Origin of the sequence: Streptomyces sp. NBC_01498 (assembly GCF_036327775.1) — a bacterium.
GTDB lineage: Bacteria > Actinomycetota > Actinomycetes > Streptomycetales > Streptomycetaceae > Streptomyces.
The window spans coordinates 3,698,269-3,711,197 of the sequence record NZ_CP109598.1 but is presented as its reverse complement, the minus strand read 5'-3'; the positions used below and the strand labels follow the sequence as shown (position 1 = coordinate 3,711,197).

Below are 12,929 nucleotides of genomic sequence, written 5' to 3'. Positions count from 1 at the left end.
GTCCGACGGCGGCCGGGCGCCGGTCAGTTCGGCCCGCCCCAGTGGAACAGGGTCATGGCCACGCTGGTGGCGAGGTTGTAGCTGGAGACCTGGGGCCGCATCGGCAGGGCCAGCAATGTGTCGGCCCTCCCGCGCAGTTCGGCGGAGAGCCCGTGGCGCTCCGAGCCGAAGGCGAGCAGCGCGTCGTCGGGGATGCTCACGGCGCGGATGTCGGCGCCCTCCGGGTCCAGGGCGTACAGCGGGCCCGGGGGGAACGCGTCCGGGGGCAGCCGTTCCACGGCGGTGGCGAAGTGCAGCCCGGCGCCCGCGCGGACGACGTTCGGGTGCCAGGGATCGAGGTCCCCGGTGGTCACCACGCCGGTCGCGCCGAAACCGGCCGCGAGGCGCACCACCGCGCCCACGTTCCCGAGGTTGCGCGGATTGTCGAGGACGACGACCGGGGAGCGCCGGGGGGCGGCGGCCAGCCTCGCCAGGTTCTCCGGGCGCCCGGGTCTGACGGCGAGCGCCACCACCCGCGTCGGGTGCACCTGCGGCACCAGGGCGCGCAGCTCGGCGGCGGGCACCTCCACGAGACACCGCCGCAGGGTGCCGGTCACGTCGTCGGCGAGTTCGGCCGCGAGGGCGAGCACGGACTCCTTGTCACTGGTGACGGCGAGCCTTACGCCGGCCCCGAACCGCAGGGCGTGCTTCAGCGCGTGGAAGCCGTCGAGGACGACGGCTCCCGGCGCGGTCTCGTGCCACAGCCGCAGGGCGTGCGCGGCGTCGGAGTCGTTCATCGCGCCAGCGTAGGCGGCCGGGCGGGCCGTCAGCGCACCAGCGAGGGGTCCGTGCCGGGGCCGGAGGGCGGCGGGGGCGCCGGGTCGTGCGGGAGCGCCTTGCCGTCGTCCACCCGGCGCTGGTCGGGTACCGAGCCCCCGGGAGCCCGCGGCTCCGGGTCCCCCGGCCGGGCGGTGTACCGCCGTCGTAGCGTCGTCGCCGCCTCGCCGACCCTGACCAGGAAACCCGTCGGCAGGAAGACGGCGTCGGCGGCGATCATCGCGAGCGAGAAGAACGGCAGCCCGAGCAGGACGGCGATCCCCGCGTGCTCCAGCATCATCGCCACCAGCAGCACGTTCTTGACGCGCCGGTTGAAGAGTGTGAACGGGAACGCGACCTGCACCATCACCGTGCCGTACGTCAGCGCCATGACGATCACACCGCTGGACGCCAGGATGTCGGAGAGGGCGGGCCAAGGGGCGAAGTAGTCCAGATGCAACGGGTAGTAGAGGGCGGTGCCGTCCTGCCAGCGCGAGCCCTGGATCTTGTACCAGCCGGCCGTGGCGTAGATCAGACAGACCTCCGCCATGATCACGACGAGGGTGGCGTTGTGCACGAGGTTCGCGACGACGTCCAGCAGCGCGCGCAGCTCACCGCCGGGCGCGTGGCGGTTCACCGCCCACCACAGCCCCTGGGAGACCCACAGGGCCCACAGCAGCGCCGTCAGCCACCACTCGCCGCCGGTCCGGTCCAGCAGCGTGCCCAGCAGGGCCACACCGAGCACGGCCCACAGGACCGGCCCGACCCGGTCCACCGGCGCGGCCCCGCCGGTCGCCGCTGCGCGCGCGGCGCGGGCCTCCCGGCGGGCGTCGAGCGACCAGACCCGGCCGCAGCGGGTGAGCACCAGATAGATCGCCATCAGATGGATGACGTTGTCGCCGCCGTCGCCCATGAAGATGCTGCGGTTCTGGAGGGACAGCACGCCCACCATGAACAGCACGGACATGGTGCGGGTGCGCCAGCCGAGCATCAGCAGGACGCTGGACAGGACGGCGACGGCGTACACGCTCTCGAACCAGACGCCGCTGTCGGACCACATCAGTGTGGTGAACGCGCCGTTGCCGGAGATCAGTTGCTGGGCCATGTCCCAGCTCCACGGGCTGCCGGGGCCGTACAGCTCACGGCGGTGGGGCAGTTCACGCAGCAGGAAGAGAAGCCAGGCGGCGGCGAACCCGATGCGGACGATCGCGCTCTGGTACGGGCCGAGGGCCTGGGAGGTGACGCGCTGGAGGGCGAGGAGGGCCTTGCGGTCGACGGTCGGCTCGTGGGTGTGGCGGCTCATCCGCGGTCCTCCGTACGGCCGTTGCGGACGCCTTCGGCCAGATCACCGGAGGTGACGGTCCACCACGGGAAGACCCGGTGGCCGGGCCGCGTGTTGGTCTTCTCGCCGCTCCACGGGGGCGCCTGGACGGACCGGGAGACGGACCGGAGCTGGATGCGTTCGACGGGCCCGCCGAGGTCGTGCGCCTCCAGGCGCAGCATGACTATCCGGCGTATATAGCCCTCGGAGAGCTGCCCGCGCAGACCGTTGGGGCGGGCCTTGTCGTCGTGGGAGTCGACGAAGAAGTCCCAGCCCCGGCGCAGCTCGTTCTGGTCGACATGGCTGGGGAAGGGGTTGCCGTGGATGGCCGCGCCGTCCTCGGCGGTCAGATTGATCCAGTCGGTCGTACGGCGCGACCCGCCGGGCCCCTCGACCTCGGCGCGCACCTCGACGGCGATGTTCTGCTGGAGGGGGTTGGGCGCGAAGAGCTTCCAGTTCTGCTCGAACTCGGGGTAGACCCAGTCGCCGATCTGCTCGCCGTACTGCTTGGAGACCGTGTTGGACGGGGCGACGTGCAGGAAGACCATGGCCACATGGCCCACGGCGAGCAGCCCGACGACGGCGAGAGCGAGCGCGGCGGCCAGCTGGTACGGGAAGGAGAGCCCGGCTATGCCCCGGGAGACGGCGGGCGGCGGGCCGGGTGAAGGACCGCGCGGCGGGCCTTCCGGCTGTGTAGCGGACGAGAGGCCGGACGAGGGGCCGCCGGACGAGGAGGCGGGGGGTGGGCCCGGCTGCGGGCCGGGCGAGGGGCCGGGTGGTGGCTCCGGGTTCTCACCCTTGTCGTCGTACGAATCCATCCCGCCCCGATCCCCGTCTTTTCCACCGTCGGTTATCCACAGGGTTGACACCCTACGGGCCGCCGACCGACCATTGAAGTCCATGAACCGAACGATCGGTCGGTAGGGGGCTCGGATGACGGCAGTGACCGTGGGGACGGCTGTGGAGGCGCGGGTGGACATGACGGCAGCGGCACACGAGGCGGCGTTCGACGCGGCCGTGGCGGCCGACGAGCGCATCGAGCCCCGCGACTGGATGCCGGACGCCTACCGCGCCTCGCTCGTCCGCCAGATGGCCCAGCACGCGCACTCGGAAATCATCGGCATGCAGCCGGAGGCGAACTGGATCACCCGCGCGCCCTCCCTGCGGCGCAAGGCGATCCTGATGGCCAAGGTGCAGGACGAGGCGGGACACGGGCTGTATCTCTACAGCGCGGCGGAAACGCTCGGCACGAGCCGCGACGAGCTGCTCGACAAGCTCCACGCCGGCCGCCAGAAGTATTCGTCGATCTTCAACTATCCAACGCTGACCTGGGCGGACGTCGGCGCCGTCGGCTGGCTCGTGGACGGCGCCGCGATCACCAACCAGGTCCCGCTCTGCCGCTGCTCCTACGGGCCCTACGCACGCGCGATGGTCCGCGTCTGCAAGGAGGAGTCCTTCCACCAGCGCCAGGGGTACGAGTCGCTGCTCGCCCTCAGCCGGGGCACCCCGGCGCAGCACGAGATGGCACAGGACGCGGTGAACCGCTGGTGGTGGCCCTCGCTCATGATGTTCGGCCCGCCGGACGACGAGTCGGCGCACTCCGCGCAGTCCATGACCTGGAAGATCAAGCGGCATTCGAACGACGAGCTGCGGCAGCGGTTCGTGGACATCTGCGTCCCGCAGGCCGAGACGCTCGGACTCACCCTCCCCGACCCGGACCTGAAGTGGAACGAGGAGCGGGGGAAGCACGACTTCGGGGCGATCGACTGGGACGAGTTCCGCGAGGTCCTGAAGGGCAACGGCCCGTGCAACGAACAGCGGATCGGCCAGCGGCGCCGCGCGCACGAGGAAGGCGCCTGGGTGCGCGAGGCGGCGACGGCGTACGCGGCGAAGCACAGTGGCGGTACGGGCGACAGCGACACGCGGAAAGAGGCGACGGCATGAGCGGTTCGACCCAGTGGCCTCTGTGGGAGGTCTTCGTACGCTCCCGCCGGGGGCTCTCACACACCCACGCGGGCAGCCTGCACGCCCCGGACGCGGAGATGGCCCTGCGCAACGCGCGCGACCTCTACACCCGGCGCAGCGAGGGCGTGTCGATCTGGGTGGTGCCCTCCGCCTCGGTCACGGCCTCCTCGCCCGACGAGAAGGACGCCTTCTTCGAGCCGGCCGGCGACAAGCCGTACCGGCACCCCACGTTCTACGAGATCCCGGAAGGGGTGCGTCACCTGTGAGCGCCACCCCGACGGAGACGAACGCGGAACCGAACGCGAACGCGGAGCCGGACTCAGGGCCGGGCACGGACGCCGGGGGCGGGTCCGGCGGCGCGGCGCTGGCCCTCGCCGACGACGCGCTGATCCTCTCGCACCGGCTGGGGGAGTGGGCGGGCCACGCGCCCGAGCTGGAGGAGGAGGTGGCCCTCGCCAACATCGCACTCGACCTGCTCGGCCAGGCCCGCATCCTGTACTCCCTGGTGGGGGACGAGGACGAACTGGCCTATCTCCGCGAGGAACGCGCCTTCCGCAACCTCCAGCTGGTCGAGCAGCCGAACGGCGACTTCGCGCACACCATCGCCCGTCAGCTCTACTTCTCCACCTACCAGCGGCTGCTGTACGAGCGGCTGGCGGCCGGGGACGGCCCGTTCGCCGCGCTGGCCGCCAAGGCCGTGAAAGAGGTCGACTACCACCAGGACCACGCCGAGCAGTGGACACTGCGACTCGGTGACGGCACGGCGGAGAGCCATGAGCGGATGCAGCGGGCGTGCACGGCGCTGTGGCGGTTCACCGGCGAGATGTTCCGACCGGTGGGCGGCGCGCTCGACCACGCCGGGCCCGACCGTGCCGGACTTGACCACGCCGGGCCCGACCGTGCGGACAGCGAGCTGCTGACCGGTGTCGACGGACGGGAACTGGAGGAGCGCTGGCTCTCCTCCGTCACCGCCGTGCTGGAGCGCGCGACGCTCACCGTGCCCGGCGGACCCCGCACCGGGGCCTGGAGGGCGGGCGCGGGACGACAGGGCCTGCACACCGAGTCGTTCGGCCGGATGCTCGCCGAGATGCAGCATCTGCACCGCAGCCACCCTGGGGCGTCATGGTGACCGGGACGGGCGAACCGACGGCGCTGGAGAGCGAACTGCGCGCGCTCGCCGGCTCCGTCCTCGACCCCGAACTGCCCGTGGTGACGCTGGAGGAGCTGGGCGTACTGCGCGCGGTCCATGTCTCCGGCCCCGGCCGGGTCGAGGTCGAGCTGACCCCCACCTACACGGGCTGCCCCGCGATCGAGGCGATGTCCTCGGACATCGAACAGGTGCTGCACGAGCACGGGATACCCGACGTCACCGTCGTCACCGTGCTCTCCCCCGCCTGGTCCACCGACGACATCAGCGCCGAGGGCCGGCGCAAGCTCGCGGAGTTCGGAATCGCCCCGCCGCGCCCGCACAGCACCGACGGACCGGTCCCGCTCACCCTCGCCATCCGCTGCCCGCACTGCGGCTCGACGGACACCGAACTGCTGAGCAGGTTCTCCTCCACCGCCTGCAAGGCACTGCGCCGCTGCTCGGTCTGCCGTGAACCGTTCGACCACTTCAAGGAGTTGTAGATGTTCCACCCGCTCCGCGTCAGCGAGGTCGAGCGGCTCACGGACGACTCGGTGGCCGTCACCTTCGCCGTGCCGCCCGAGCTGCGCGAGACGTTCCGGCACACACCGGGCCAGCACGTCGCGCTGCGCCGCGTCGGGGACGGCGACGGGATCCGCCGTACGTACTCGATCTGCGCGCCCGCGGACGAGCACCCCGTGCTGCGCGTGGGCATCCGGCTGGTCGAGGGCGGCGAGTTCTCGACGTACGCCCTCAAGGAACTCGCCGAGGGCGACACGGTCGACGTGATGGAGCCGACCGGCCGCTTCGTGCTCACGCCGCGCGCCGGGTACTTCGCCGCGATCGTCGGCGGCAGCGGCATCACACCGGTGCTGTCGATCGCCTCCACGCTCCTCGCCCGGGAGCCGGAGGCCCGGTTCTGTCTGATCCGCAGCGACCGCACGGTGGCCTCGACGATGTTCCTGGAGGAGGTCGCCGACCTCAAGGACCGTTACCCGGACCGCTTCCAGCTGGTCACGGTCGTCTCCCGGGAGGAACAGCAGACCGGGCTCACCTCGGGCCGTCTGGACGAGGAACGGCTGGCGGGGCTGCTGCCCGCGCTGCTGTCGGTGGACAGTGTCGACGGCTGGTTCCTGTGCGGGCCGTTCGGCCTGGTCACCGGCGCGGAGCGGGCACTGCGCACGCTCGGTGTCCGGCGGAAGACGATCCACCAGGAGATCTTCCACGTGGACGACGCCCTGGCACCCCCGGCCCCGGCGGCGACCAGGCCCGTGCCCGCCGGCGGAAGCACGCTCACCGCGACGCTCGACGGGCGCTCCGGCAGCTGGCCCGTCCAGGAGGGGGAGTCCCTGCTGGAGACGGTGCTGCGCAGCCGCGCCGACGCGCCCTACGCGTGCAAGGGCGGCGTCTGCGGCACCTGCCGGGCCTTCCTCGTCTCCGGCGAGGTCCGGATGGACCGCAACTTCGCCCTGGAGCCGGAGGAGACCGAGGCGGGCTTCGTCCTGGCCTGCCAGTCCCGTCCGGCCACCACCCAGGTCGAGTTGGACTTCGACCGCTGAGCGCCGGCCCCCACGCGGACCCCGCGCACCCCGCGGACCGCTCCGGGCGGCCGTAACCAGGACCCGGCGGGCGCGGCCGGGGGTGCGGGCCGAGGGTGCGGGCCGGGGCGGCAAGTCGGCGCGCCCGAGGCGGAGTCGGGAGTGCCGGGTCGTCAGAGGACGAAGGCCGGGGTGCCGTTGTCGGTGACCATCGGGCAGCCCGCGCCGTCCCACGCCTGCATCCCGCCCTCGACGTTCACCGCGTCGATCCCCTGCCCCACCAGATACTGGGTGACCTGCGCGGACCGGCCGCCGACCCGGCACATGACGAAGGCCCTTCGTCCCTCGGCCACCGCCTCGGTCACCTCGCCGAAGCGCGCCACGAAGTCGCTCATCGGGACGTGCAGCGCGCCTTCGACATGGCCGGCCGCCCACTCGTCGTCCTCACGGACGTCGAGCACCAGACCGTCGGAAGGGACCGCCGCGACATCCACCGCGGGCAGCTGGGCGAAACTCATGTGATGCCTTCTCTCATACAGATGTGTCTGCGGGATACGTCTGCCGGATACGCCTGACGAACTGTCCGTAGGTGCGCGCCGGAACGGCTGCCCGCACCTCGCCGGGCGTGCTCCGGACGCGCCGTCCGTGCCCGGCACAGCGTCCGTGCCCGGCACGACAAACGCGACAGGTACAGCCTGGCGTACGGGACGCGCTACGGCCGCACCAACCGGGCCAGTTCCGACTCGCGTCCCGAAACCTCCGCGAGCAACTGCTCGGCGATCTCCTCCAGCAGCCGGTCGGGGTCGTCCGGTGCCATCTGGAGCATGGCGCCGATCGCGCTCTGCTCCAGGTCCTGCGCCACGATCGTCAGCAGTTCCTTGCGCTTGGCCAGCCAGTCCAGCCGGGCGTAGAGCTCCTCGTTCTCACCGAGTCGCGGCGCCTCGGGGACCGGCCCCGCCGCCCACTCCTCGGCGAGCTCCCTCAGCAGCGCCTCGTCCCCGCGTCCGTAGGCCCCGTTGACGCGGGTGATGAACTCCTCCCGCCGCTCCCGCTCCGTGTCGTCCTGAGCGAGATCCGGATGCGCCTTGCGAGCCAGATCGCGGTAGAGCTTGCGTACCTCGTCGGTCGGCCGCACCCGCTTCGGCGGCTGCACGGGCTGGTCGGTGAGCATCGCCGCGGCCTCGGCCGACAGCCCGTCGGAGTCCAGCCAGTCGTGGAACAGCTCCTCGACCCCCGGCATCGGCTGCACCAGCGCCCGCGCCTCACGGGCCTTGCGCAGATCCTCGGGGTCGCCCGACCGGGCCGCGCGCGCCTCGGCGATCATCGCGTCCAGCTCGTCCAGCCGCGCGTACATCGGGCCCAGCCGCTGGTGGTGCAGCCGGGAGAAGTTCTCCACCTCGACCCGGAACGTCTCCACCGCGATCTCGAACTCGATCAGCGCCTGCTCGGCGGCCCGCACGGCCCGCTCCAGCCGGGCCTCCGGCCGCTCGGCCCCCGTGGCGTCCGCGTCCTCGTTGGTGGTCTCCGTCGTCGCATCCGGCACGTCTGGCACGTCCTGCTCGTCGTCGTTACGGGTCGTCGGCTCCCCGAAGGCGTCCTGCGTCACCCGTCCAGCCTACGGGCGAACCCGCCCGCCCTCCTCACGTCCCCGGCCACGACGCCGCGCACCCCGCAGGTCCCGGCCCCAACCCGGACCGGGCCGCCCGCGTACCCCTCAGACCCCTTGCTCGGCGGCTATCCGGCCGCTCCTGACGGCCTCCACCAGCTCGGCGTGATCGGCCTCGGTCCGGTCCGCGTACGCGACGGCGAAGGCGGCGACGGCCTCGTCCAGCTCGTCGTTCTTGCCGCAGTACCCCGCGACGAACCTCGGGTCCACGCTGTGCGCGTGCGCCCTCGCCAGCAGCGCGCCCGTCATGCGCGCGTAGTCGTCGATCTGGTCCGCCGGAAGCGCGGCCGGGTCGACACTCCCCTTGCGGTTCCGGAACTGCCGCACCTGATACGGCCTGCCGTCCACCGTCGTCCACCCCAGCAGGTTGTCGCTGACGACCTGCATCCGCTTCTGCCCGCACACCACCCGGCGCCCCTCGTGCCCGGCCGCCGGTGTCTCGAACCCGGCCGCCTCCACGTACGGCAGCAGCGCCGACGCCCGCGCCTCCTTCACCTGGAGCACCAGCGGCTCGCCCAGGTGGTCCAGCAGCAGCACCACGTACGACCGCGTCCCGACGCTGCCCGTGCCGACCACCCGGAACGCCACGTCGTGTATCGCGTACCGCGCGAGCAGCGGCAGCCGGTCCTCGGAGAGCGTGTCGACATATTCGCCGAGCGCCGCGGCGACCGCCGCCGCCTCCTCGTCCGGCACCCGCCGCAGCACCGGCGGCGCGTCGACGAAACGCCGCTGCGCCACCCGGCCGCCCCTCCCACCACCGTCACCGTCACCGTCGGCGTCCACGATCTCGGTCGACCGGGCGGCGAACCGCGCGCTCGTGTTCTTCCGCGCCTTCTCCGACACCCGCTCCAGGGTCCCCATCAGGTCGCGCGCGTCCGTGTGGGAGACGAGCTCCTCGTCGGCGATCGCGTTCCACGCGTCCAGCACCGGCAGCTTCGACAGCAGCCGCATCGTGCGCCGGTACGCGCCCACCGCGTCCCGCGCACCGCTCCGGCAGGTGTCCTCGTCGGCGCCGGCCTCCCGCCCGGCGAGCACCAGTGAGGTCGCGAGCCGCTTGACGTCCCACTCCCAGGGACCGACCACCGTCTCGTCGAAGTCGTTCAGATCGATGACGAGACGGCCTCGCGCGTCCCCGTACAGCCCGAAGTTCGCCGCGTGCGCGTCACCGCATATCTGCGCCCCCGCGCCCGTCACCGGGGTCCGCACCAGGTCGTGGGCCATCAGCCCCGCCGCGCCGCGCAGAAACGCGAACGGCGTCGCGGCCATCCGCCCCACCCGCAGCGGCGCCAGCTCCGGCACCCGGCCGCGGTTCGACTCCTCGACGGCCCGCACCGCGTCCGGCCGCCCGGCGGAGAGCGTCAGCGAGTCGTGCGACGACCTCGGCACCTGCTTCCGCAGGGCCTTCCCGGCCTCTTTCCGCGTGCTCCGCGCGCTGCCCGGCGGAACCCGCCGTGCGAAGCCCGGCACCACCGGAATGCGCTCATCCGTCACCGCCGAACCGTCCTCACCCATGGCACGTCAGCCTCCCCCGTCACATGCCCCACATCATCCGCCCACGACGGTACTCCCGCACCACGAGACCGTCTCCCCCTGTGGATAACTCCCCGCGGCCACCACCCGGGCCCGGCTCGCGGGGCCCGTTCAGCCCCGCTCGGGACAGCCGCGCTCACCGGGCAGATGCTTCTCGGCCCACCGCCCCAGCTCCCGGAGCGCGGGCTCCATCGCGGCTCCCGCCTCGGTGAGCCGGTACGCGACCCGCAGCGGCGGCCCCGCGTCGACCTCCCGCACCACCAGCCCGGCAGCCGCCAGCTCCGTCAGCCGGTCGGACAGCATGCGCTCGCTGATACCGGGGATCGCCCGCCGCAACTCCGCGAAGTGCACGGCCCGCTGCATCAGGACGGACACGATCAGCCCGGTCCACCGCTTGCCGAACAGCTCGAAGACACGCGTCATCCCCAAGTCCACCTGCTTGCAAGGTTCCTCGCGGCTTCCCTCCATGCCCCCAGCCTACCGGTGAGACCGAGAACACCTAATTAAAAGTAAGCAACTATGCTATCAATAGGAACGTACGAAAGTACGGATTCAGCCAAGCCCCGCCGCACGCCGTGCGCGGACCACCCTCGGCCTCCCCTGCACCTTTCGTCCCTTTCGTTACGCCAGTTGTTACGCCAGTCCGTCCGCCCGCTCCCACCCATGGAGACCCTCATGGCCACGCTGCTGCACATCGACTCCGCCGTCTCCCCGCAGGGCTCCGCCTCGCGCGAGGTCACCGCCGCCTTCGTCGAGAGCTGGCGCGAGCAGCACCCGGAAGGCCGGGTCGTCTACCGCGATCTGGCCGCGACCCCGCTGCCCCACCTGAGCATCGGCGCCGTCGTCGCGGGCCCGGAGGACGCGCTGCGAGCCGAACTCGCCGCCGAACTGGCGGCTGCCGACGCGGTTCTCATCGGCGCCCCGATGTACAACTTCACGATCTCGTCCACGCTGAAGGCATGGCTGGACCACGTGATCATCACCGGCCACAACTCGCAGGAGCACAGCGTGATCACCGGCCGGCCGGTGACGGTCGTCGCCAGCCGGGGCGGCTCGTACGCGCCCGGAACCCCGCGCGAGAGCTTCGAGTTCGTCCAGAACTATCTGGAAAAGGTCCTGAACGCGATGTTCGGCGTCGAGGTCGACTTCATCGTCGCCGAACTGACCCTGGCCCACGTGGTTCCCGCGATGGCCGGCCTCATCCCGCTCGCCGAGGCGTCCCGTACGAACGCCCGCGCCGAGGCCGCGCGCAAGGCCAAGGCCCTGGCCGCCCGCCTCGCCGCCTGACCCGCACCCCGACGCCCGCCTCGCCGCCTGACGACACGCACCCCGACGCCCGTGCGGGCCGACCACCGAGGGGCCGACCACCGCCCCGGACCGGCCGGTTCTCACCGCATGGTGGTGATCATCCCGGCGTCGATGGTGACGTCCGCGCCCGTGATGTTGGCCGCGCGGTCGCTCGCCAGGAAGGCGACGAGGTCGGCCACCTCGGACGGCGTGCTGAAGCGCCCGAGCGGGGTGGCGCCGACGGCGGAACGGGCGATGTCCTCGGCGCTCTCCCCGGTGGCGTCCGACATGGTCCTGGCCACGCCCGTGTCTCCGAGCCACAGATCGGTGGCGACGGGGCCGGGGCTGACCGAGACCACACGGACGCCACGAGGGCCCACTTCCTTCGACAGCCCCTTGGCGAAGTTCGTGAGGGCCGCCTTGATCACGGAGTAGTCCAGCACCAGGGGGTCGGGCAGAAAGGCGTTCACGGAGCCCACCATCACGATCACGCCGCCGCCCCGCTCCACCATGCCCGGGAGAACCGCGCGCGTGGCGCGTACGGCCGTCATGAATCCCAGCGTCCACGACGTGTGCCAGTCGTCGTCGGTGATGGTGAGGAATCCACCGGGGCGGGGTGTCACCGCACCCACGTTGTTGACCAGGAGGGCGATACGGCCCCGCCGCTCCGCCGCCTCGACCAGGGCCGCCGGCCCGGACGTCGTCGTGAGGTCACCGGGGACGAAGGTGACCTTGCCGGCGTCGACCAGTTCCTCGATCTCCGGGCTCGGGCCGCGTGCCCCCGCGACGACATGCGCTCCGGCGTCCGTGAGCGTACGCGTCACCGCCAGCCCGATTCCCTTGCTCGCGCCGGTCACCACGGCGGTCCTGCCGTCCATGTGCAAGTCCATCGCCACGCCGCCTCACGTCTCGTGGAGTCAGTGCCGGGACGCGAAACCCATGTGGCGAGCGGCCGGCTCCGTCGGCAGTCGCCGACACCGAACCGGAGCGAGTGCTCTACCGCTTCACGCCCTCCGGGCGGTCATATGTTCAACGTAACGCCGCACTCACGGCACCGCGCGCGGAGGTTGCCCGCCCGGTTTCCCACGGAAGCCCGGGGCCGTCTCCGGACCACGCGCGCAGGCACCTCGCGGACAACTCGCAGGCGCCTCGCACCGATGTGAGAGACACCTCACACCAGGCATAACAGTCAAAGATCGACCACCGGCAACCGACCACCGGCGACCAACCGCCCTCACCACCGCCGACCCCCGCCCCACCTCTCCTACCGCCGACCCCCGCCCCACCACCGCACACAACAAAAAGGCCGCCATCGCTGTCACGATGACGACCGTTTCGTCGTTGCTCCGGACCACCGAACGATCGGTGACCTCTGGTGCGCGAGGGGGGAGTTGAACCCCCACGCCCTTTCGGGCACTGGAACCTGAATCCAGCGCGTCTGCCTATTCCGCCACCCGCGCATTGGGTGTGCCGCCCGCTCCCTCACCTGCTGGTGTGATCGCCTGGCGACATCGAAAAGATTAGCACGCTGCCAAGGGTGGAATCACATCCGTTTGTCGCGGCCGCCCGGCCGGGGAACAAGTAGGCCGAGGTGCCCTCCCCGCCCCTCCGGAGACCACCCCGGATGCGGGACACTGTCTTGGGGCCGCCTCTACGATCCGTGTGAGGGGTGACACTCATCGACGGGGCAGACAAGGGGAA

The 12,929-nt window shown here is 71.9% G+C and carries 14 protein-coding genes and 1 tRNA gene; 6 read left to right on the top strand and 9 right to left on the bottom strand.

What is annotated here, in order from left to right:
- Window positions 1-23 precede the first annotated feature (23 nt).
- Genes OG875_RS15825 through OG875_RS15815 form a run of 3 tightly spaced genes read right to left on the bottom strand, consistent with a single transcriptional unit; the run spans window position 24 to window position 2,934 of the window.
- Window positions 24-776, bottom strand: coding sequence for a TrmH family RNA methyltransferase (locus OG875_RS15825; protein WP_330174879.1), 753 nt, complete (start codon window positions 774-776; stop codon window positions 24-26).
- A gap of 29 nt (window positions 777-805) precedes the next feature.
- Window positions 806-2,098 (bottom strand): HTTM domain-containing protein, encoded by a 1,293-nt coding sequence (locus OG875_RS15820; RefSeq protein ID WP_330174878.1) that lies wholly within the window; start codon window positions 2,096-2,098, stop codon window positions 806-808.
- Complete coding sequence (locus tag OG875_RS15815; protein WP_330174877.1) at window positions 2,095-2,934, bottom strand: DUF5819 family protein; 840 nt, start codon at window positions 2,932-2,934, stop codon at window positions 2,095-2,097. The genes OG875_RS15820 and OG875_RS15815 overlap by 4 nt, the downstream gene beginning before the upstream one ends.
- 115 nt (window positions 2,935-3,049) lie before the next feature.
- Here OG875_RS15815 and paaA point away from each other — a divergent pair, with 115 nt between their 5' ends.
- From paaA to OG875_RS15790, 5 genes are read left to right on the top strand one after another with little or no spacing between them, the layout of a single operon-like run.
- Entirely contained in the window at window positions 3,050-4,060 is a 1,011-nt protein-coding gene (gene paaA, locus OG875_RS15810; protein ID WP_443079119.1) for a 1,2-phenylacetyl-CoA epoxidase subunit PaaA, read from the top strand.
- Window positions 4,057-4,347 (top strand): 1,2-phenylacetyl-CoA epoxidase subunit PaaB, encoded by a 291-nt coding sequence (paaB, locus tag OG875_RS15805; protein ID WP_242574060.1) that lies wholly within the window; start codon window positions 4,057-4,059, stop codon window positions 4,345-4,347. Before paaA ends, paaB begins: the two co-directional genes overlap by 4 nt.
- A complete protein-coding gene (paaC, locus tag OG875_RS15800; protein ID WP_443079118.1) occupies window positions 4,344-5,210 on the top strand; it encodes a 1,2-phenylacetyl-CoA epoxidase subunit PaaC in 867 nt (288 codons plus the stop codon). Before paaB ends, paaC begins: the two co-directional genes overlap by 4 nt.
- Window positions 5,204-5,710, top strand: a complete 507-nt coding sequence (gene paaD, locus OG875_RS15795) for a 1,2-phenylacetyl-CoA epoxidase subunit PaaD (RefSeq protein ID WP_330174876.1) — start codon at window positions 5,204-5,206, stop codon at window positions 5,708-5,710. The genes paaC and paaD overlap by 7 nt, the downstream gene beginning before the upstream one ends.
- The gene (locus tag OG875_RS15790) at window positions 5,711-6,766 is read left to right on the top strand and encodes a 2Fe-2S iron-sulfur cluster-binding protein (RefSeq protein ID WP_330174875.1); all 1,056 of its coding nucleotides are present in this window, start codon (window positions 5,711-5,713) and stop codon (window positions 6,764-6,766) included.
- Between the two features lie 152 nt (window positions 6,767-6,918).
- Here the strand turns inward: OG875_RS15790 and OG875_RS15785 are convergent, their stop codons facing one another.
- The 4 genes from OG875_RS15785 to OG875_RS15770 all read right to left on the bottom strand — a co-directional run bounded on the left by OG875_RS15785 (window position 6,919) and on the right by OG875_RS15770 (window position 10,409).
- The gene (locus OG875_RS15785; RefSeq protein ID WP_330174874.1) at window positions 6,919-7,263 is read right to left on the bottom strand and encodes a rhodanese-like domain-containing protein; all 345 of its coding nucleotides are present in this window, start codon (window positions 7,261-7,263) and stop codon (window positions 6,919-6,921) included.
- A 194-nt stretch (window positions 7,264-7,457) separates the two neighbouring features.
- Window positions 7,458-8,351, bottom strand: coding sequence for a J domain-containing protein (locus OG875_RS15780; protein ID WP_330174873.1), 894 nt, complete (start codon window positions 8,349-8,351; stop codon window positions 7,458-7,460).
- Between the two features lie 108 nt (window positions 8,352-8,459).
- Window positions 8,460-9,923 (bottom strand): DUF2252 domain-containing protein, encoded by a 1,464-nt coding sequence (locus OG875_RS15775; RefSeq protein WP_330174872.1) that lies wholly within the window; start codon window positions 9,921-9,923, stop codon window positions 8,460-8,462.
- Between the two features lie 129 nt (window positions 9,924-10,052).
- Window positions 10,053-10,409 (bottom strand): winged helix-turn-helix transcriptional regulator, encoded by a 357-nt coding sequence (locus OG875_RS15770; protein ID WP_330174871.1) that lies wholly within the window; start codon window positions 10,407-10,409, stop codon window positions 10,053-10,055.
- A gap of 207 nt (window positions 10,410-10,616) precedes the next feature.
- Between OG875_RS15770 and OG875_RS15765 the strand changes: the two genes are divergently transcribed.
- Complete coding sequence (locus tag OG875_RS15765; RefSeq protein WP_330174870.1) at window positions 10,617-11,228, top strand: FMN-dependent NADH-azoreductase; 612 nt, start codon at window positions 10,617-10,619, stop codon at window positions 11,226-11,228.
- Window positions 11,229-11,329: 101 nt separating this feature from the next.
- On the opposite strand, the gene OG875_RS15760 is transcribed toward OG875_RS15765, so the two are convergent.
- Complete coding sequence (locus tag OG875_RS15760; RefSeq protein WP_330174869.1) at window positions 11,330-12,106, bottom strand: oxidoreductase; 777 nt, start codon at window positions 12,104-12,106, stop codon at window positions 11,330-11,332.
- Between the two features lie 495 nt (window positions 12,107-12,601).
- A tRNA-Leu gene (locus tag OG875_RS15755) sits at window positions 12,602-12,688 on the bottom strand.
- Window positions 12,689-12,929: the final 241 nt, after the last annotated feature.

Bases quoted from the DNA above. Each gene is read 5' to 3' on its own strand.
- OG875_RS15825 (WP_330174879.1), bottom strand. From the start codon at position 776: ATGAACGACTCCGACGCCGCGCACGCCCTGCGGCTGTGGCACGAGACC.
- OG875_RS15820 (WP_330174878.1), bottom strand. From the start codon at position 2,098: ATGAGCCGCCACACCCACGAGCCGACCGTCGACCGCAAGGCCCTCCTC.
- OG875_RS15815 (WP_330174877.1), bottom strand. From the start codon at position 2,934: ATGGATTCGTACGACGACAAGGGTGAGAACCCGGAGCCACCACCCGGC.
- paaA (WP_443079119.1), top strand. From the start codon at position 3,050: ATGACGGCAGTGACCGTGGGGACGGCTGTGGAGGCGCGGGTGGACATG.
- paaB (WP_242574060.1), top strand. From the start codon at position 4,057: ATGAGCGGTTCGACCCAGTGGCCTCTGTGGGAGGTCTTCGTACGCTCC.
- paaD (WP_330174876.1), top strand. From the start codon at position 5,204: ATGGTGACCGGGACGGGCGAACCGACGGCGCTGGAGAGCGAACTGCGC.
- OG875_RS15790 (WP_330174875.1), top strand. From the start codon at position 5,711: ATGTTCCACCCGCTCCGCGTCAGCGAGGTCGAGCGGCTCACGGACGAC.
- OG875_RS15785 (WP_330174874.1), bottom strand. From the start codon at position 7,263: ATGAGTTTCGCCCAGCTGCCCGCGGTGGATGTCGCGGCGGTCCCTTCC.
- OG875_RS15775 (WP_330174872.1), bottom strand. From the start codon at position 9,923: ATGGGTGAGGACGGTTCGGCGGTGACGGATGAGCGCATTCCGGTGGTG.
- OG875_RS15770 (WP_330174871.1), bottom strand. From the start codon at position 10,409: ATGGAGGGAAGCCGCGAGGAACCTTGCAAGCAGGTGGACTTGGGGATG.
- OG875_RS15765 (WP_330174870.1), top strand. From the start codon at position 10,617: ATGGCCACGCTGCTGCACATCGACTCCGCCGTCTCCCCGCAGGGCTCC.
- OG875_RS15760 (WP_330174869.1), bottom strand. From the start codon at position 12,106: ATGGACGGCAGGACCGCCGTGGTGACCGGCGCGAGCAAGGGAATCGGG.